At 57.2% G+C, this 21,042-nt stretch carries 8 protein-coding genes and 1 pseudogene; 7 read left to right on the top strand and 2 right to left on the bottom strand.

The features are described from left to right. Positions 1-243: 243 nt before the first annotated feature. Positions 244-456: a DUF378 domain-containing protein gene (locus tag I2E77_RS12500; RefSeq protein WP_191441728.1), complete on the bottom strand. Its 213-nt coding sequence runs from the start codon at positions 454-456 to the stop codon at positions 244-246. Positions 457-682: 226 nt separating this feature from the next. Between I2E77_RS12500 and I2E77_RS12495 the strand changes: the two genes are divergently transcribed. The 4 genes from I2E77_RS12495 to abc-f all read left to right on the top strand — a co-directional run bounded on the left by I2E77_RS12495 (position 683) and on the right by abc-f (position 9,408). Further along, a complete protein-coding gene (locus tag I2E77_RS12495) occupies positions 683-1,231 on the top strand; it encodes a hypothetical protein (protein ID WP_195451349.1) in 549 nt (182 codons plus the stop codon). Between the two features lie 552 nt (positions 1,232-1,783). Next, positions 1,784-2,314, top strand: a complete 531-nt coding sequence (locus I2E77_RS14190) for a hypothetical protein (RefSeq protein WP_195451348.1) — start codon at positions 1,784-1,786, stop codon at positions 2,312-2,314. Beyond that, positions 2,269-7,212: an NPCBM/NEW2 domain-containing protein gene (locus tag I2E77_RS12485; protein ID WP_330608947.1), complete on the top strand. Its 4,944-nt coding sequence runs from the start codon at positions 2,269-2,271 to the stop codon at positions 7,210-7,212. The genes I2E77_RS14190 and I2E77_RS12485 overlap by 46 nt, the downstream gene beginning before the upstream one ends. Positions 7,213-7,929: 717 nt before the next feature. Beyond that, positions 7,930-9,408: a ribosomal protection-like ABC-F family protein gene (abc-f, locus tag I2E77_RS12480; protein ID WP_195451346.1), complete on the top strand. Its 1,479-nt coding sequence runs from the start codon at positions 7,930-7,932 to the stop codon at positions 9,406-9,408. Positions 9,409-9,610: 202 nt separating this feature from the next. Here abc-f and I2E77_RS12475 read toward each other — a convergent pair whose 3' ends face one another. Then, positions 9,611-10,879 (bottom strand): ROK family protein, encoded by a 1,269-nt coding sequence (locus I2E77_RS12475; protein ID WP_195451345.1) that lies wholly within the window; start codon positions 10,877-10,879, stop codon positions 9,611-9,613. Positions 10,880-11,470: 591 nt separating this feature from the next. Between I2E77_RS12475 and I2E77_RS12470 the strand changes: the two genes are divergently transcribed. The 3 genes and pseudogenes from I2E77_RS12470 to I2E77_RS12460 all read left to right on the top strand — a co-directional run. After that, positions 11,471-17,077, top strand: a complete 5,607-nt coding sequence (locus I2E77_RS12470; RefSeq protein WP_195451344.1) for an NPCBM/NEW2 domain-containing protein — start codon at positions 11,471-11,473, stop codon at positions 17,075-17,077. A gap of 606 nt (positions 17,078-17,683) precedes the next feature. Next, a complete protein-coding gene (locus I2E77_RS12465; RefSeq protein WP_195451343.1) occupies positions 17,684-19,231 on the top strand; it encodes a nitrite/sulfite reductase in 1,548 nt (515 codons plus the stop codon). A 768-nt stretch (positions 19,232-19,999) separates the two neighbouring features. Next, positions 20,000-21,042: pseudogene (locus I2E77_RS12460) on the top strand (CBM35 domain-containing protein); the annotation flags it as partial.

Genomic DNA, 21,042 nt, shown 5'->3' with positions numbered 1-21,042 from the left:
ATTTAAAACGAAAAGTACGCGATGGATAGAAAAACAACCTGTTGTATCCATCTCTGATACCACAGGTTGTTTTACTATATAAAAATACGGATTGTATTGTTTGCTTTTGACGGCGGGTACAACCCATGGCGGCAATTTTGGCATCCCTTCCCCATAGGTGCATGGAAAACGGGAATGTAAAATCAGACTCCACAGAGAAACGCCCGCATACCCGTTAAAAGCAGATTGCGGAAAGACGCCCGTCTAGCTCACGTGGGGGACGGGATGGTCATCGCGGCGGAACAGCAAGCTGACGCACCAAAGGGCGCACAGAGCGATCACCACATAGATGATTCGGCTGATAATGCCGGCCTGTCCACCACCGATCCAGGCCACGAGGTCAAATTGGAAAAGGCCAACCAGGCCCCAGTTGATGCCGCCGATAATCAGCAGCGTCAATGCGATTTTATCCAACATATGCTTTCTCTCCTTTGGCCCGTCGGGGCCTTTAACTTTTGCGGATAAATCCGCTAGTCCCCATTTTTCCCGTTTCGAAGGGAAATATACAGCGCGCGTATCCGTTAGACGGCAAAATATCCCTTCTTTAGCCAATTTTTAACAAAATAAAACCCGCTCTTAATATTGGGAGCTTATACTCTTGCCGTAAAAAACAAACTGGTTCAAAGAAAGAAGGAAAATCATTATGAAAAAAGCAATGGCGTTTTGCCTCGCAGCGCTGATGGCGGCCGGTATGACGACCTCCGCGTTTGCAGCGGCAAAGGACGTGAACCCCGGCAGTGTAACGTTTGATCAGGATTCCTTTATCAATGGCAAAGCCAGCGTAGAACTGGAATATGACGCTGTGGCGGAGCCGACCTATACCATCACCATCCCGATGGGCGTACAGCTCGTCAAGGGCGGCACAACCTCCACGTTCAAGGCGGAAGGCATCTCGAATTTGAACGGCGGCAAGATTGTGCTCTCGATTACCAGCACCCGCAAGTCCGGCATGCCGGATGACTGCCCGGATTTCGCGCTGTATCGCGGCCACAACTATGTGCCGTATGAGGTGCAGGGCTTCTATAAGGACGGTACATCCCACTTTGTCAGCGAACTCAATAAAGAAGTGATGTCCTTTGATGAGGACGGCGAGTACCGCTACAGAGTCATCCCGTCCAAGATCATCCCGGTGACCGGCACCTATTGGGGCAACATCACCTTCCAGTTCGATATCGTCGGCGCAGAGTCGTGAAGGACGGCGTGCCGGTCCGGCGGAAGTTACCATTGAGGTAGACGCCCAATCATTTTGTTTGCAACTCTATCTACGATAAACAACCATTTCCCAAAGGAAAAGGCAGTTGTGCATTTGCACAGCTGCCTTTTCGACGTTTCCGTGAGATTTTGGGGCGGACTTCTTTGGGCTTTTTCGGGAGGAGTACCGGCCGGCCGCTTCCCGCTCCGCCGCCACACGAAAGGGCGGGCGGCGTTGGACCATTTGAGAAATACCTCTCAAATGTATTTCCCGGCAAGGAAAAACGGCCCCGTTCAAAAAAGTCCGGCGCCGGATGAGTTTTATATGGACATTTGTTGCAGAAATATGGATATTTGTTTTAATTTCTTACAAGCATAAAAAGAAAGCTGCACAAATGATAGTATAAAAATAATGGCACAAAGATTTATTTTTTAGACATTTCACCGTAAATATCGATTGCATTGCGATTTTCTGGCGTTGTGAAAATGGTCCAGCAGCCATTTTTACATATAGTACACAGGAACCGAACCTGTACAAGAAGGAGAGAAAAACGTGAAGAGAGTAAAAGCACTGGTAAGTCTTCTGCTCTGCGCAGCGCTGATGGCGCCGGCGACAACCTCCGCTTTTGCAGCGGCGGACTACACTGTGCAGCCCCAAAGCGCCGCCCACCTGACGGCTTTGTCCTCTGCGGCCTCAGGCGTCCTGCAGAAGGTCCTTTCCGTACCGGCCACCGCTCAAGAACCGGCGGCGGGGGAGACAGCGGAAAGCGCCAGAGACAAAGAGGAAACCCTGAAGGCACAGGAGAAAGCCGCCGCAGGGAAGCTGCCCCCGCAGATGGGATGGTCGACCTGGAACTTCTTCCGCGAGAAAATCAACGAAGAAAAGGCGATGGATGCGGCCAAAGCCTTGGTAAACACCAATCTAAACGATCACGGATACGTGTATTTCAATTTGGACGACTGCTGGCAGTCCAATATGCGCGACGAAAACGGCCGGATGCAGTTTGACCTCACGGGCTTCCCGAGCGGCCCGGATTCATCAAGCAGGTTAACGCGCTCGACCCGGAGAACCCGCTCAAGGTAGGCGTATACAGCTCCTGCGGCGACCTCACCTGCGAGGATATGCCCGGTGCGGCGGGGAATGAAGAACTGGACGCCCAGACCTTTGCGGAGTGGGGCGTCGAATACCTGAAGTATGACTATTGCCATGTGGTCGATATGGGGTCCGATATCGGCTACACCAGCTATACAAAGGCGCCGGATGTGGACTACATCACGGTCGCAAAGGCGGGCACGCCGGAGGGCGAACAGCTCCAGGCGGAGGACGCCATTCTGGAGGGGAACGCCGCTGTGGTCAACGGGGGCGGCTGCTACGGCACCGGCTACGTGACCGGCCTGAGCGCAAACGGCGGTTCCATCACCTTCCACAAGACGGTGGACGAGCCGGGGCAGTACGTCCTGACCATCGGCTTTAAGAAGACCGCCTCCACCACGTCCAAGTATGCGCAGATCGAGGTCAATGGGGAGCGCACCTATGAGACGACGATCGCGCGCACCAGCGGCTGGAGCAACACCGGCCGCCAGCAGGTCTATATCGACCTGGACGCGGGCGAAAACACCATCAAGATCTTCAACCCCATCGACGGCCAGAAGGCGGACTCCATCCGCCGGTATTCCAAGATGGGCAACGCCTTGAAAGAGGCGACGGCAAGCGTTGCCGAGCAGACCGGAGCGGAAGAGAAGCCGATTTTCTTCTCCGTCTGTGAGCACGGCAGAACCAGCCCCTGGACCTGGGCGGGCGAATTTGCCAACTCCTGGCGGACCTCCGGTGATATTTCCGCAAACTGGAATTCCGTCATAAGCAACTACGAAAAAGCGGTCACCCTCTGGTCTTACCAGAAGCCGGGCACCTACAACGACCCCGACATGCTTGAGGTCGGCAACGGCAACCTGACGGAGACGGAGAACCAGGCGCACTTCTCCCTGTGGGCGATGATGAATTCCCCGCTGATCCTGGGCTGCGACATCCGCGACTTTGTCTCCGAGACGAGCCCGGACGGTGTGGACCATGAAGTGCACAACGGCGCATACGACATCGTCACAAACGACGCGGTCATCGTGCTGAACCAGGACCCGCTGCTCCTGCAGGCGAGCCGCATTTCCACAGCGGACGGCATCGACATCCTGGTGAAGCCACTGGAGAACGGCGAAGCAGCGGTTTGCTTCTTCAACAAGAGCGCGGCGGACGGCGCGGCGGCGAGTGTCGACCTGTCCACCCTGGCGGACGAGGACGACCGCATCACGCTCCCGTCCAGCTCCATCTACATGGTGACGGACCTGTGGGGCGACGGGACCGAGGAAGTCAGCAGCGAAACCCTGTCCTCCGGCGCAATCCCGGCCCACGGCGTGAAGCTCTATCGCGTCAAGGCGGCGGAGCCGGGCAGCATCGATAAGATGGCGTCGGTCCAGATCCGCTCGGATTCCAGCATTTACAATGCGGGCGAGACCGCAGCGTTCGACGTGAAAGTCGAGAACGTCGGCAGCGAGACCATGAAGAACATCTCCATTGCGCTTGACGCGCCGGAGAGCTTCACCGTCACCGGCGGCGAGACCATCGACGAGCTGGCCTTGGGCGAGACGAAGACCGTCACCTTCCAGGTCACCATGCCGGAGGATGCGTCCTGCTCGATCGACAAGCCGGCGGACGACTATATCCTGTCTGCAACGGCCACCTACCGCTACGACGGCGACAGCGAGGATACGGCAACGCTGGACACCGAGACGGTCCGGGTTTCCAAAGCGCCTGAAAACACCGTCACGAAGCTGGGCGACTATCCGTGGCTGAGCGCGACGGTCGGCTGGGGCGACGAGCCGGGCCGCAATGTGTCCATCGACGGCAACCCCTTGCGCTTGGGCGGGGAGACCTACGCCTCCGATATCGGTGTCCATGCGGCCTCCGAGGTCCAGATCTATCTGGGCGGCGGCGATTACCAGTTCCATTCCTTCATCGGCGTGGACCAGGAGATGCAGGTTGCCGCCTCGAGCATCCAGTTTGAGGTTTTGGCCGACGGAGAGCGCGTCTATCAGTCCGAAGTGATGAACGCGAACGACCGCGAAGAGGTCAATGTGGTCCTTAACGATTGCCGTGTGCTGACCCTGCGCGTGACCGATGCGGGCGACGGCATTGGCTCCGACCACGGCGACTGGGCGGACGCAACGGTCACCAAACTGGAAGACGTAAAGACATACAACATCGAAATCGCAGACACCGAAAACGGCACGATTACCACCGACCCCGAAGGTTCCGTCCTGGACGGCCTGCCGGTGGAGATCACGTTCACCCCGGCGGAAGGTTATGTGACGCACATGGCGGTTGTCAATGGGGAGATTGTGCTCCCGGTTGACAACCAGTACACCCTGACCAATATCACCGAAGATGTGACGATTTCCGCAGAATTCGTCGCAGAAGGCGGGACCGGCACCCAGGTTGCGGTTGTTTCCGCGGCCAACCCGGCTGCACAGGAAGTGGATTACGGCACGGCATTCGATGCATTGGACCTGCCGGATACCATTGCGCTGCGCCTGGAGGACGGCCTGCGCGCGACGGTCCCGGTGGTTTGGGACAGCGAGAGCTACGACCCGTATACCTCGGGCGAGCAGACTGTCTCCGGCGAACTCACCTTGCCGGCATGCATTGTCAACACCAATGACGTGAAGGCCGCCGCCGTTGTCACGGTAGGCGAGGAAACCGTGCGCAACATCGCGCCGGAAGGCACCGCGTATGCGCCGGATACCGCCCTTGGCAACAACAAGGAAGCCTCCTTTGTCAACGACGGCATCTATGACGACCAGGCGCCCGGCGCAGACGGCAAGGGCGTGTTCGGCATGAAGGTGCTCGACCAGATCCCCGAGGAGGACCGCTATGTCCAGGTGACATGGGATACCCCGAAGGATGTCGAGCGCATGATCCTGTGGAGCTACTTTGCCAAGGACCAGGGCCCGAAGAACTTTGACGTCCTCGTGACCAAAGACGGCAGCTCCTGGGAGACGGTTGCCAATTCCGGCGACATCACCTGGAAGCAGAACCCGGCCGACCGCGAGCAGCAGCAGAAGGAAATTGTCTTTGATTCGGTGCAGGAGGATATTTTGGGCCTGCGCATCTATGTGAACAGTTCGTATGACGCCAATTGGGGTGTCAACGCTGTCATCACCGAGCTTCAGATATTTGGAAAGAATAGCAGTGAAGAAGAAAAGGTTAGCGTAAATTTTACAGAGCCCGTTAACGGTAAGATTTCGGCGGCTACAGACAGTGGCGAAATCGTTGCGGGCCAAACCGTAGCCGTCGGAACAAAAGTCACCTTTACCTTCACCCCGGATGCGGGGTACTATGTGAGCCGCGCGCTGATCAACGGCGAGGAAGTGCCGCTCACAGCCGAAAATACGTACACGATGGAAGTGACCACGGACGTCACCGCAGACGCGGAGTTTGCAGAGGACGTGCCGGTGGAGCACAACCTGACGGTACAGTACGACGGCAGCAAGGTCAACCTGAGTGTGGACGGAGAAGGCCAGCACATTGCGGACCTGACCGGCCGCTATACGGACGGCGTGCTGTCCGGCACAGAGCTGGATCTGACGTTTGCCCCGGCGGTGGACGGCAGGGAGATCGCCGGCGTGATGGTCAACAACGAGGCGCAGGCCTTTGACGACCCGGCCGAATATGTCTATTCGCTTACGATGCCGAGAGCCGACACCGAACTCAACTTTGCGTTTACGGTTGTCAACAAGATGACCCTGCGGCAGACGATTGCCATTGCCGAAGCGCTTCAGGAAGGCGACGAGTATGCAAACGTGATCCCGAGCGTCAAGGAGCGCTTTGACGCGGCGCTGGAGAAAGCGAACGAAGTCGCAGCGAATCTCACGGCAACCCAGGCGGAGATCGACGAGGCGTGGAGCGGCCTGATGGATATGATCCATCTCCTGAGCTTTGCGCCGGGCGACAAAACCGAGCTGAACACGCTGTTGGAGATTGCCCGCGCGCTCGAAGAGGCGGACTTTACCCCGGAGAGCTGGGAAAACTACCTGCCGGCCTACGAGGCTGCCGAGGAAGTCGCAGCGGACGAGGAAGCGCTTGCAGGGGACATCGAGAAGGCATGCGACGATCTGCGTACCGCGTTTGACCAGTTGGTCCGTGCAACCGATTTCTCGATGTTGCAGGCGGTTGTGGACAAGGCGAACAGCCTTGACCTGAACCTCTACATCGACGACGAAGCCATGGCGGCCTTCAAGGACGTGCTGGCAGAGGCGGAAGAACTGCTTCTGAACGCAGACGCAGATCAGGCCGATGTGGATGCAAAGGCCATTGAGCTGTCCGACGCAATGGCAGCCCTGCGCAAGATCCCGAGCAAGGACGAGCTGAACAAGCTGATTGCGGAGACCGAAGCCATTGATCTGAATGGTTACACGGACCGCAGTGTGGCAACCTTTAAGGCGGCTTTGAGCGTTGCGAAGACGGTTGCCGCGGATGCGGATGCAGACGAGCAGGCGGTCGCAAAGGCATATACCAACCTGGAAGCTGCCGCGAATAACCTGGTCAAGGCGGAGAAGCCGGGCACGGGCAACAGCGGCAAGGGCAGCACGTCTGCCAACGTTGGCAACGCATATGGCGCAGCGGGGGTTGTATCCGCAGCGCAGGGCGTGGCCAGCCAGAAGGCGTATGTGGTTTCCGACACGACGGTGAACTTCACCTTGAAGAGAGGCAGCGCATACTGCTTCAAGATGACGGTTGTCAACGGCAACGCCATGACGCCGGGCTTCACGGCCGGCAACGGCGATGTGCTGAAGACGCAGTTCGTGGCGAAGATCGGCAACGACTACTATTACAGAGTCTATGCGACCGGCACGCCGGGCCAGAGCACGGGCGTTTATACCACCCTGCCGGGCAATGTCCCAGTGAAACATTGTGCAGTGACGATTGGCTAAATGCTTTCTTAGGGAACGCCGTAGGCGCGAAAAGACGCCGTGCGTCCAGTGAAGCATTGTGCCGTGACGATTGCGTAAGAGCTTTCGTAGGACTTCCTACGTGGAGCACAAAACAAACCAATTGCGGTTTGCTTCCGTAGGGAACGCCGTAGGCGCGTCCTGACCGGAGGTCCGCGAGAGGCATTGCGTGCCTATTGATCAAACAAGCTTCGTTATTTGGGGAGTAAACAGGGTTTTGAACCCTGCGGCGAATTCGCCGATACAGAACAGCCGGACCCATGCAAGTGGGCGTGGGTCCGGCTGTTCTTTTTTTGATGAGAGGCCATCCAGGACGGGCGCGCCCTGCGAGGCCCCCGCGCACTGGCCCTTTTTCCTGAAATCCCTTGACACGCTGCCGGACATGTGCTATAGTGACAGCGATTTCATACGATGGGAGTTGAAAACGTGCGCACTTTTTCTTGCTGAGTGTTTGAAAGAAACCGGCATTTCCAAGGGGAACGGGACGTTCCTCTGGCTTGGGATGCCCTGCAAGAAAGCGACACGTTCTGCAATCCCCTTTGACCGTCCGGCGCCTTAGCGCCTGCGCATCTTGGCGCACGCAAAAGGCCGGACCTCGTAAAACAGAGCGGCAAGACCGCCTCTGTTGAGCCGCGTAAAAAAGGGCCGCAGGAAAGGTGACTTTCTTGCGGCTTATTTTTATGCGTGGAGGCGATTGCATTGGCTTTGATACAAGTGAAGGATCTCACGTTTGGATACGACGGCAACCCGGATAATGTGTTTGAACATGTCACCTTCCAGATGGACACCAACTGGAAGCTTGGGTTTATCGGGCGGAACGGGCGCGGCAAGACCACCTTTTTGCGCCTGCTTTTGGGGGAGTACCCGTACCGGGGGACGATCTCCTGCCCGGTCCCCGTGGCGTATTTCCCGTTCCCGGTCCCGCATCCGGAGCAGGACACCCAGGCTGTGGTGGAAGCGCTCGCGCCGGACTATGAATTGTGGCGGCTACAGCGGGAATTGTCCCTGCTGCGGGTGGATGCGGAGGTGCTGGACCGCCCGTTTTGTACCTTGAGCAACGGCGAACAGACCAAGGTGCTGCTGGCGGCCCTGTTCCTCGACGAGGACCGGTTTCTGCTCATCGACGAGCCGACCAACCATCTGGACGAGGAGGCGCGCGACGCCGTGTGCCGGTATTTGAACGGGAAAAAGGGGTTTCTCCTGGTCTCCCACGACCGCACCCTGCTCGACGGCTGCGTGGACCATATCCTCGCGCTCAACCGGGCGGACATCGAGGTACAGGCGGGGAATTTCCGCTCCTGGCAGGAGAACCGCAACCGGCAGGACCAGTTTGAGCGGGCGGAGCAGGCCAAGCTGAAAAAAGAGACCGCCCGGCTGGCACAGGCTGCGCGCCGCACCGCGGACTGGAGCGACCGGACCGAAAAGGGCAAATTCGACACCCGCAATTCGGGCATCCGCCCGGACCGCGGCTATGTGGGCCATAAGGCGGCCAAGATGATGAAGCGCTCGAAAACCATCGAGGCGCGGCGGGAGACGGCGCTGGAAGAAAAGGCAAAGCTCCTGAAAAATCTGGAGGAGGCGGAGGCGCTCCGCCTGCACCCCATGGACTACCCCAAGCGCGTGTTGGCCGAGGCGGAAAACCTCTCGGCCTTCTATGGGGATAAGACGGTCTTTTCGGATGTGCGCTTTTCCATCGAGCAGGGGGACCGCGTGGCGGTCTGTGGAAAAAACGGATGCGGCAAATCCACCCTGCTGAAACTGGTGCTGGGGGAACCGGTGGCGCACGGGGGAACCCTGCGCATCGGCGGGAATCTCGTGGTGTCCTATGTGCCGCAGGGGACGGCCGGGCTGCACGGGTCCCTGCGCGCGCTGGCACAGCGCGAGGGCTTGGACGAACCCCTGTTCAAGGCCATCCTGCGCAAACTGGATTTTTCGCGGGAACAATTCGACAAAGATCTGGAGACGTACAGCGAAGGGCAGAAGAAAAAGGTGCTGCTGGCGAAAAGCCTTTGCCAGCCCGCGCACCTCTATGTCTGGGATGAGCCGCTCAACTTCATCGACGTGCTTTCGCGGGTGCAGATCGAGGACCTGCTCCTTGCCAGCCGTCCCACCCTGCTGTTTGTGGAACACGACCGCGCGTTCCGGGAGCGGATCGCCACAAAAGAGATCCTCCTATAAAAGCGCAGCCCTGCGCGGGGCTTTTCCCGGAAAATAACGCAGCAAAAACCCCCTCTCTTTCCCGCGGTGTAGGATCTCTACAGGGGAGAGAGAGGGGGTTCCTTTCGAAAAGAAAAGCATTTGCATGGAGCATGCAGAACGCTGAAAAGGGCGGCGGAAAAACATCTCTGCTGCCCTTTTTGTATGATTCGATGCGGCCGGCTTACAGAGCCGCCAATTCCAACGGCGCGGAGGATATCTCCTGCGAAACCGCCGCCTCCTGGATCAGCTTGCCGGGGTCGGCCAGGACCGATTGCGCGGCGAAGGCAGCGGCGCCCAACAGGACCGGGCTGCCCGGCAGGCGGTTGACCTCAATGGCCACCTCGCCTGGGGACAAAGTATGGACGCTCTCTTTTACGCGCTCGCGCACGGTTGCGAGCATCCGGTCCGGTGCGATCTCTGCGAGCTCGTCGCCGATCACGATGATGCCCGGGTTGAGCTGGTTGATCAGGTTCGTGATACCGATGGAGAGGAATTCGCACACGCGGTCGTATTCCTCGCAGGCGACCGGGTCGCCCTGTGCCACCGCATGCGCCAGGGCCTCGGTGGAGAGCGCGTCCGCCTGTAGCTTGGAGGCTTCCCCGGCGGCGAGGCGCTCGCGGATGCGGCTGCGCAGTGCCAGCGTGGAGCAATATTTTTCCAGGCAGCCGCGGTTGCCGCACTCGCACGGCAGTCCGTTGTAATCGATGGAATTATGGCCAAATTCCCCGGCCAGCCCGCGCTGCCCGGTCACAAGGCGCCCTTCCGAGATGATGCCGCAGCCCACGCCCTGCCCGGCGAGCACATACAGCATATTCTGCGTGGCGGGCTCCTGCCCGTGGTACCAGAGCTGGGCGAAGGCGCTGGCGTTCGCGTCGTTGACCACCAGGAAGGGGAGGTCGAGGCCCTTGGTCAGGGTCGCCCGGATCGGGTAGTTTTGCCAGCCGGAGAGCTCCGTGACAAAGAACAGGCAATCCCGGTCCTCGTGATATGGGCCGGGCATGGCCATGCACGCCGCGGCGATCTTCGTTTCCGACTGGGCCAGCGTGTCTTCCACCGCCCGGCGGATGCGCGGCAAGGTCGTCTGCACGGGTTCCCCGGGCGCAATCGGGAATTCCTGCACGTGGAACGGTTTCCCCGATAGGCCCGCCAGGCATAGATAAAACGCGCTGCGCGTCATACGGATGCCGATGACATGGCAGTGCTCTTCGTTCAGTGTGATGCCAATGGAGCGGCGGCCTTTGCTGCCGCTCATCAACCCGGTTTCCATCACAAGCCCGCTCGTTATGCATTCGGCGATGATATTGGTGATGGTGGCCTGTTTCAGGCCCGAGAGGTGGGCCAATGTCGCGCGGGAGCAAACCCCCTGTTGCCGGAGGAGGTCGATGATTAATGCGCGGTTGATGGCCTGGATCTTCTCCTGGTTGATACTTTTTTGATTTGAAGCGTTCATATTGCAGTCTCCAGTGTTGATTGTAGTGGGTTGCCCGATCCGCCGGTTTTGGCGAAAGCAGGACTTCTCTCTTATCAATATACACGATTTTCCATGAAGCATAATGTTATATAGGAAATATTTTCACTTTCAAAAAATATATTTACTGATTAAACTACAAGTAAATTTAGAAAAGAACAATAGAAATAATACACGATATAAAAAATCCTAATACAAAACGTGCATATATTGTTTGCGAAGCAAGGGATTCTTTCAAACAATGGATGGAAACGTTCCAATCCTGTTTTAGAAAATTTGTCCATATCATGCGCGAAGCAGGTGAGAAAGGAACGCTTTGCCGCGTGTTCCGGGTGGAAAGAAATGCCTCTATCATTGATATGATACATTCCAAGTTAAAATTTATAAAAATCAATTAAAAATTCTTTACAAAGCAATTGCTAAATTAGAGGATATGCTATTATAAAATGAGCGATTTTTTGCTGGAAAGGAGGGCTATTGTTTTGTTGCTATTTTTTCAGATACGAAAGGAGGGGCACAGACCGGACAACGATGTACACGCCGCGTGTACACAGATCAAATAGGAGGAGAAGTATGAAAAAGAGACTGTTAGCATTGTTGTTGGCACTGTCGCTGGCGGCGCCGGGCTTTGGAACCACCCCGGCTGCGTTTGCTGCGCAGCGCGGCGCGGGACTCCCGCCGGACGCCAAAAGCACAACAGCGCCGGACAAAGACCTCCAGATCAATTTCTGGATGGACGAAGGCGTCCCCTATTATAATGTTGTGCTTAATGGGACCGCCCTGCTGGAGGATGGGACCCTGGGCCTGAATACCACGGCCGGTTCTTTCCAGAACAACCTGACCCTGGTTTCGGAGGAGACCGACAGCGGGGACGAGACCTGGACGCCCCTCGTAGGGGATAAGTCGGTGATCGAGGACCGCTTCAACGAGACGGCGGTCACCCTTTCCAACGCAGAGGGCAAGACGGTCACCATTGAAATGCGCGCCTACAATACGGGCGTGGCGTTCCGCTATGTCCTTCCCGAGATGGAAACAGACTACCAGATCACGGACGAATACACGCAGTTTGCCTTCCCGGAGGGCGCGGTCGCCCAGATCCATGAGGGAACCAACCAGACCGTCCCGCAGACCATCCCGGTGGAATCGTTTGAAGGCAGGCATTATTGCCGCCCGATGACCGTGGAGTATGCGGACGGGGAAGTGGTCTCCATCTGCGAGGCCAATTTGGACGATTACGCCGTCATGTATATGACGAAGTGTGCGGACCGCACACTCCAGGCGAAATACGACGGGGACGTGGTCAATGTCTCCGCCAATACGCAAAAGAGCAGCCCGTGGCGCACCTTTGTGGTGGCCGAAGAGCTGGCCCGCCTGCCGGAGAACGAGGACATCATCCTGAACCTCAACGAGCCGGCGGACGAGGATATGTACAAATTCTCCGAGTGGGTCAAGCCGGGCCGCAACCTGATGCTCGGCGCTGGCAGCGAGACCACGGAGACCCTGAAAGACTGGATCGACACCGCGAAAGCGGAGAACTTTGAGTATGTCCTTCTGGACTACGGCTGGTATGGGCCGGAGCTGGACGACCGGTGCGACCCGCGCCTGGACCCGTCCAAGCTGGAGCCGGAGCCGGGCGATTCCGAGGAGCTGCTCGAAGTCAAACGCATTATGAAGGAATTTATCCCCGAGGACGGCGTGTTTGACGCCGGAGAGGGCTTCCCGCCGTATGGCCTGATTACGGGCGAACCCGTTCCCGGCTGGCCGGAAGGCGGCCTGTTCAAGCCCCATCTGGACATCCCCGCCATCTGTGAATACGCCAATTCCCAGGGCGTCGGCATGATCCTGTACGTCAACAACCGCCATATGTTTGACAAATACGGGCGGTATACGGTGGATGAGCTGTTTGCGCGCTTTGAAGAGTGGGGCGCCGCAGGCGTAAAGCCCGGCTTTATGCAGGAGGGCGACCAGGAGTATGAAAAGCGCAACCAAGAGATGGTCGAGGCAGCCGCCCGCCATCATCTGGTGCTGACCATCCACGACGAATACGTCCCCACGGGATTGGAGCGCACCTACCCGAACCTTTTGACCACGGAAGGCATTTTGGGCGACGAGGGCATCCAGGGCGATCAGATCGCGCAGGACATCTCCACCCTGTTCACCCGCGCCATCCAGGGGCCGGCCGACCACACCTTCTGCTATCCGGGCAAGGCCACCAAGGGGTACGCGCTGGCGTCCTCCCTGTTGTTCCGCACCGGCATGCACTCCCTGTATTGGTACGGCAACCCGACCAACATCCCGCAGATCCCGGAGCAGGAGCGGCAGTTCTGGAAGGACCTGCCCAGCAATTGGGATGAGCTGCGCGTGCTGGAAGCTTCTATGTCCGAATATGCGACCTATGCGCGGAAAGCGCGCGGCGAGGACGTATGGTTTGCGGGAAGCATCTCTGCGATCGACCGCGAGCTGCAGATGCCGCTCGACTTCCTGACCCCTGGCCAGCAGTATGTGGCGGAGGTCTATGAGGACGAGATCGGCCTGAGCGGGACTTCTTCCGATAAAAACAGCAGCCCGCTGATCTGCATCAGCTACCTCGTGGATTCTACGGACACGATGTATTATCCCATGGCGTATGGAACGGGCTATGCAGTCCGCTTCCGTCCGGCGACGGCGGAAGATGCGGGCCTGCCGGTCTACAATATGAATGCAGAGCGCTTGCAGAACCATCTGGCCGGATTGGATTCTTTAAAGGAATCGGATTATACCGTTGCAACGTGGCAGCGGCTGGAAGAGGCCATTGCCGCGGCAAATGCGCTGCTGGAATCCGGCAATGCGATCACGGATGAGCAGGCGCAGGAAGCGATAGCTGCATTGGATGCGGCCAAAGAGGGCCTGCGCTCGGTGAACGTGCTGTTGGAGCAGGTCAACAAGGCCAAGTGCCTGCCCGAAGCGCACTATACGCCGGAGAGCTGGGCGCCGCTTGCAGAGGCGATGGAAGAGGCCAATGCGCTGCTCGCCAGCGTAGAGGACGTTTCCCAGAGCCAGCTGGACGAAGCGGCTGTCAAACTGGAAAACGCTCTGAACGGTTTGGTCAAGAAGGCCCTGGAGCTGGATACCACCGTGTACCTCAGCGATCTGGACTTTGAACCGGAATCCTATAGTGCTTATACGGCCATCCAGAAAGACCGTTCGCATGAGAATCCCAAATTGGAGCTGATCGTCAACGGCGAACGGACCACCTTTGAAAAGGGCCTTGGCGCCCATGCCACGTCTGAGATTTATTACAACATCGAAGGCAAAGGCTATGAGATCTTCGAAGCCTATGTGGGCGTCGATGCACTCAAAGACAATATGGGCGATATCATCTTCCGCGTATATTCTGACGACGTGCTGATCTATGAGAGCCAGCCGTCCGGCAACGGCGCGACGGAAGCGCAGAAGATCTCTATCCCGGTTGCAAACACAAAGATTCTCCGCCTGGAAGCGGATACCAACGGGCCGGATACGGGCGACCATGCGGACTGGGCGGACGCCAAGTTCCTCACGATGAAGGAGATCGACCCGTCCAGCACGATCACCGGGATTTCGATCGACGGGGAACCGGTGCAGGAATTCGATCCGGGACAGTATGACTATTATTATCCCATCGAAGAAGGCGACGCGGTGCCGGAAGTGACCGTGGAAAAGAGCAATGACGCGGTCACCTATGAGATTTCCCCGGCAAAGAAGGTCCCGGGCGTGACCGAAATCACGGTCCACCGTCCGGACGGCGGCACGTTTGTCTACCGCATTTCGTTCTGCACAACAAAGGCTGTCTATTTGAGCGACCTGGAATGGGATTCCTTGGATAACCAGGGGACCTATGGGCACGCGGTCAAGGACAGCGGCGTCGAAGGTTTGGACATGGTGGTCACCGGCCCCGACGGAGAGGCGCTCGACCTGCCGTTGGTCGATGGCAAGCGCAAGGGCATCGGCATGCATTCCTATTGCTCAGTGACCTACGACATCGCCGGCAAGGGCTACAGCCGCTTCGAAAGCTGGGTGGGCGCAAACCACCTCAAGGAATATAACAACTCCATGATCTTCAAGGTGTATTTCGACAATGAGACGGAGCCCCGCTATACCAGCCCGGCGATGTCCTATCTGGTCCCGGCTGAATTCGTCAGCCTCGACCTGACCGGTGTGCGGACCATCCGCCTGGAACTGGACAGCAACGGTTCCATCAACGGCGACCACGGCAACTGGGCGGACGCGAAGTTCTTGAAGTACGACGAAATCCCGGAGGAGACCGGCGTTGCGCTTGGCCTGGAAGCACCGGAGACGGTGGAAGCGGGCAGCGAGTTTGAAGTGAAGGGCACGATCGGCGGCCTGGATGCGCTGGAAAGCCCGGTGGCGTCCCTGCAGATGGTTATGAAGTATCCGGAAGGCCTGACCTGCACAGAGGTTGTCCCGAACGAAGTGCTGGGAGATACGTTTGAATACAGCATCCATGACGGCGAACTTCAGGTGAATTTCCTGTACCTGGCGAATGACATCGGCGAGGGCCTGCCGGCGGACCTGGACAGCCTGTTCACGGCGAAGTTTACCGCGTCCCCGGATATGGCGGAAGGCGATTACACGCTGGCGCTGGAAGATGTCTTCCTGGCGGATTGGAATATCGAAGCTGTCCCGTACACCGCAGAAGGTGCATCCGTACATGTGACGGAACTGCCGAAGGAACCGCAGCTGCTGACGGTACAGTGGAGCGGCAACGCATCCATGAGCGTCGAGGGCGAAACGGAGGAGATCATCTCCACAGATGCGATCTATGGCGCGAAGGTGCAGCCGGGCGAAGAGCTGACCTTCACCTTCACCCCGACGGACGGCGCGTTCTCCGGAGCGCAGCTCAACGGCGAGGACATCAAGTTTGCAGCGGACGGCTGCACGTACACCTTCACGATGCCGGGCGAGAGCACGACCCTGCGCTTCACGTTCACAAGCGTGGATAAGAGCATCCTGGGCATCGTATTGGAAGAGGCCAACGCGGTGCCGCAGGACGTGATCGACAGCCTGGTGCCGTCTGCCAAGGAATTCTTCGAGAACGCCCTGGCAAAGGCACAGGAAGTCTATGAAGATGCAGCCGCAACCGAAGAAGAAGTCAAAGAGGCTTGGAGCGACCTGCTGGATGCAATGCACCTGTTGGAATTCGAAGCGGGCGATAAGGAAACCCTGCTGCCGCTGATCAACATCGCGGAACAGCTGGCGGAGCGTCTGGACGAGTTCAAGCCGGGCACGACCGAGGGCTTCGAGGAAGCGCTCAACGCGGCGAAGGACGTCTATGCCGAGGAGAACCCGCTGAAGGCGGATGTCGACGAAGCATATGACAACCTGCAAGCAGCGATTGAAAAGTTGGAATTCCGTGCGGATATGAGCGAGCTGCAAAGCTTGGTGGACGAAGCGAATACCCTCGACCCGGACGACTACATCCAGGATGAAGCATTCGATACCTTTACCACGGTATTGGCAGAGGCGGAAGAACTGCTTCTGAACGCAGACGCCGGCCAGGCAGATGTAGATGCGAAGGCCGAGGCCCTGACGAGAGCAATGGCAGCCCTGCGGAAGATTCCGAACAAGGATGAGCTGAACAAGCTGATCGCCGAGATGGAGCAGAAGGATCTGGACGGCTACACCGACCGCAGCGTGGCAGCCTTTAAGGCGGCATTGAGCGTTGCGAAGACGGTTGCCGCGGACGAGACCGCAGACGGCCAGGCGGTCGCAAAGGCATATACCAACCTGGAAGCTGCCGCGAATAACCTGGTGAAGGCGGAGAAGCCGAGCACAGGCAACAGCGGCAAGGGCAGCACGTCTGCCAACATCGGCAACGCATATGGCGCAGCGGGTGTGGTATCCGCAGCCCAGGGCGTGACCAGCCAGAAGGCGTATGTGGTTTCCGACACGACGGTCAACTTCAATCTGAAGAGAGGCAGCGCATACTGCTTCAAGATGACGGTAGTCAACGGCAACGCCATGACGCCGAGCTTCACGGTCGGCAATGGCGAAGTGCTGAAGACGCAGTTCGTGGCGAAGGTTGGCAACGACTACTATTACAGAGTCTATGCCATCGGTACGCCGGGCCAGAGCACGGGCGTTTACACGACCCTGCCGGGCCAGAACGCGGTCAAGCATTGCACAGTTACGATTGCGTAATCGTGGACGAGACATCGAGATAAGAGGGAAGGCTCCTTCCCGATAACAGTAAGGCCCCAACCCTCGGGAGTTCCCAGGGTTGGGGCCTTCTGTAATTTTATTCTTCCATTTCTCACATGTGGTGGGGCTGCGATGGTTGCCTTTATGAAGATTCTTGCTTTGCTTCTGTAGGGCCTTCCCATATGGAGCGGAAAACAAACTCTTTTCCGTTTGCTTTCTTAGGGAACGCCGTAGGAGAGAGAGGCACTGTGTGCCCGCGAAAGGCACTGTGTGCCCGGAAGATTTTTATGAGTATAAAGGATTTTCCGGAAGTTTTCATCCAATCTCTCTTTCAAAGGAGGTTGCCCGATCTATAATCATCATCCTTTCTGTATCAGGGAGGCCGGCAAACATCGATTTGCCGGTAGCCGGCCGGGTTCCGATTTCGATATCTATATCCTAACGGCGAAAGTTGAAGAAAACTTGAAGAACGGATGGATATTAAAAGAAAATTTGAAAACAAGCCCCGGGGGATTTTTCGAAAAAATCGCAAAACAGGATTGGACTTTTGCCAAAAAAAGGGTATCATAAGAATGAAGCCAATCATGAGGAAAGGACATAGAAGAAATGAAAAAAATTGCGACAGAGGTATGGAAAGAAGATCTGGCGGAATTCCGCGAGAAGACCGATGCTTTTTATGCGGGAGAGCTGGATAAAAGCGCCTACAAAGGGTTCTCCGGCGGATATGGAAGCTATGCCCAGCGGGGCGGAAACGCCAGCATGGTCCGGCTTCGTATGGCTGGCGGCCGTCTGACAAAGGACAAGCTGAAATTTGTTGCGGATTCCATCGCAAAGCATAACATCGACCGCGTCCATTTGACCACCTGCCAGACCATCCAACTCCACAATTTGCATCCCGCTGCCATTTATGACATTGTGGAGTCTGCGCTCGACCACGGCATTGTGACGCGCGGAGGCGGCGGCGACTTCCCAAGGAACGTCATGGTTTCCCCGCTTTCCGGCGTGGAAAAAGGGGAATATTTTGATGTGCTGCCCTATGCGGAGGCGGCAGGGGAATACCTGCTGACCTTTATCAAGGAGCAGAAGATGCCGAGAAAGCTGAAAGTGGGCTTCTCAAACAGCCCGGCCAACCAGACGCACGCCACGTTCCGCGACCTGGGGTTTGTTGCGCGGCCGGACGGCAAATTCGACGTATACAGCGCGGGCGGCCTGGGCAATAACCCCCGGATGGGCCTGTTGGTCGCGGAAGGCGTGGACCCGTCCAAGATCCTGTACTATATCTGCGCCATGCGAGATACGTTTATCGCCTATGGAAACTACGAACAGCGGAACAAGGCGCGCACGCGCTACATGCAGGAAACCCTCGGCGAGGAGGGCTACGTGAAGGCGTACCAGGAGAAGCTGCAAGCGGTGTTTGACGCCCACGGCGACCTGGACCTGGACATCTCCCCCGCGCCCGTTTCAAAAAAGGGAAATGGGACAACGGCACAGGGAAAGCGCGTGATCCCGCAGAAACAGGAGGGCCTGTATGCGGTGGAATACCATCCGCTGGGCGGCTGCCCCGCGCCCTCCAAATTTGCGGAGCTGTATGCGCTCATCGCGCCGATGGAGGACGTTGAGATCCGGCTGGCCCCCGATGAGACGATGTACATCATCCATTTGACGGGCGAAGAGGCCCAAAAAGTTCTTGCGGCAACGGAGGACGGCGCCCAATCCCTGCTGGAGACGTCGGTGGCGTGCATCGGCGCGTCCATCTGCCAGGTAGGCCTGCGCGATTCGCAGCAGCTGTTGGCGGAGATTGTGAAGCAGGTCCGCGCCGCTGGAATCCCCGACGGGGCGCTGCCGCAGATCCACATCTCCGGATGCACGTCGTCCTGCGGGACCCATCAGATCGGGGAGATCGGTTTCCACGGCGGCGTCAAAATGATTGACAAAGTGGCGACTCCCGCGTTTACCCTGCACCTGAACGGCAGCGATGCGCAGGGGATGGAACGGTTCGGCGAACCGGCCGGCATGATCCTACAGGACAACATCCCTGCGTTTTTGGTCGAAGTCGGGAAGGCGGCGGCCGCTGCCGGGGAGTCCTATGGGGACTGGAAAAAAGCCCACGGGGAGCAGCTGCAAGAAATCGTAGAACGCTATCTGGTCAAGTAAGCCCCTGCGCAGAGGGTTATCGAGACCATATGGAAAAGAGGGGCTCCCGCCGGGCAAGCCCCTCTTTTCCATATGCCCCACCGGCCGTGTGAAATAGGTGAAATTGTATAAAACGTAGGATGGATACCAGGGTTACAAGTGGTATTTTAGAAAAGTATTTGCATAATTGCGGAAAAAATTTATACAATTATATCATTTTCAGTAAAGATATTGACAAATTTCAATAGATTTGTTTTAATTATTACTGTGTTAAGCGGATAAATGGATTGATTCAACATGTTCATATTCTGCGGATAGAAATATGTTGATATAATGCCTCCGCGGAAAGCACGGTATCATTTTTTTGAGTATAAGTTCTTTTCTTCATATTCCTTCCCAAATAGCTGAAGCCGGCTCCGTGTCTTACCTCTCGGAGCCGGACGAAAGCTTTCCCTTTTTGGGAAGGGCGTCCTTTTGAATTCATACATTCCTTCTTAATAAAATATTTCACAAACAAGGCAGGGACAATACCGTCCCTGCCTTGTTTGTTCTATCCGAAAATAAAATACCTCGTGTAAAAAACGCAAAAATATCACATCTTCGGCAAGAAAATCTATTGACATTCGCAAAGAAATTTGCTTTACTTTATTAAAGAAACAATTCGATAAATCTATTAGCCCGTTAAGAAACGGCTGCGATGAAAGGAGGTGAACTTGGAGAAGCGCATCTCTATCAAAGGGTGAATGTGGCTGGGGAATATCCCCCCCTGCCAAAAGAAGGAGGAGAAAAATGAGAAGAAAATGGATATCTTTGCTGCTTGCAGCGTCGATGGCCCTCTCGCCGTCCTATCTGTTCCCAGGGGCTGCCATGGCCCTGACCGAACAGGACGATTCTGGGTATTCGACGTACGAATGCGAAGACGGAGAGGTGCTGGGCAGTGCAGTAGTCAGCACGTCTTTTAGCGGGTATACGGGCGATGGAAGCGTTGTCTGTGGCATGGTCCCCGTACAGGGCGTGACCCTCTCCAATGTTACCGTCCCGGAAGAGGGCGATTACACCGTCCTGATCCGCTATGGCCAAAGCAATTGGTCGGCCCGGACGATGTACGTCTATGCGAACGGCAATGAAGCGGACGCCCAGCAGGTGGTTTTCCCGAAGCTGAAGAGCTGGGGGCTCTGGGATCAAATCCCGGTGACCGTCCATCTCAACGCGGGAGAGAACACGCTGACGGTCGCCAGCGGAGCAGGCGATTCGGGCGACGTCGTCCTGGACAACGTCGCGGTGAGCGACGCGCCCATGGTGATGACGCAGGTCCCCGTCCCGAACGGCGGCTTTGAAAGCGGCGACACCACGAATTGGACGGTGGACAACCTCTCCAACGTGGGCTATGGCGTGGACGAGCCGGACGCATTCGGCGGCGACTATAAGTTCTATTTCTACACCACAAGCAATTTTGAAGGGCGTTTGCACCAGACGGTCACCGGGCTGCCGGAGGGCACATACCAGGTGAACGCAACGGTGAAAATGTCCAACGGACGGCAGCAAGCCAGCCGCATGGAGCTTTCCGGCTACGACGGCGATGCAACCACACAGGTGGAGATCCCCTATAACGGCGGGTATGAGCGGTATTCTTCCCAGGTGGAAGTGAAGGACGGCCAGCTGACCATCGCCTTCTATTGCCTGGGCAATGCCCACACCTCCATGCAGATCGACAACGTGGAGCTCTGGAAGATCGACAGCACAGCCCCGAGCGAGACCTATGCGATCCAGGTGGCGGACGGGCAGGAAGCAACCCTGAGCGCGCCGGCAGAGGCGGCTTTGGGCGAGACCGT

The sequence above is a fragment of the Anaeromassilibacillus sp. 1001302B_160321_C8 genome (genome assembly GCF_015554745.1).
In the GTDB taxonomy this organism is placed as follows: Bacteria; Bacillota; Clostridia; order Oscillospirales; family Acutalibacteraceae; genus Anaeromassilibacillus; species Anaeromassilibacillus stercoravium.
Note: the sequence above shows the minus strand (reverse complement) of the source record. Positions and strands in the feature narration are given on the sequence as shown.

Coding starts and splice junctions, on each gene's coding strand:
- I2E77_RS12500 (WP_191441728.1), bottom strand. CDS start 456: ATGTTGGATAAAATCGCATTGACGCTGCTGATTATCGGCGGCATCAAC.
- I2E77_RS12470 (WP_195451344.1), top strand. CDS start 11,471: ATGAAAAAGAGACTGTTAGCATTGTTGTTGGCACTGTCGCTGGCGGCG.
- I2E77_RS12495 (WP_195451349.1), top strand. CDS start 683: ATGAAAAAAGCAATGGCGTTTTGCCTCGCAGCGCTGATGGCGGCCGGT.
- I2E77_RS12475 (WP_195451345.1), bottom strand. CDS start 10,879: ATGAACGCTTCAAATCAAAAAAGTATCAACCAGGAGAAGATCCAGGCC.
- I2E77_RS12465 (WP_195451343.1), top strand. CDS start 17,684: ATGAAAAAAATTGCGACAGAGGTATGGAAAGAAGATCTGGCGGAATTC.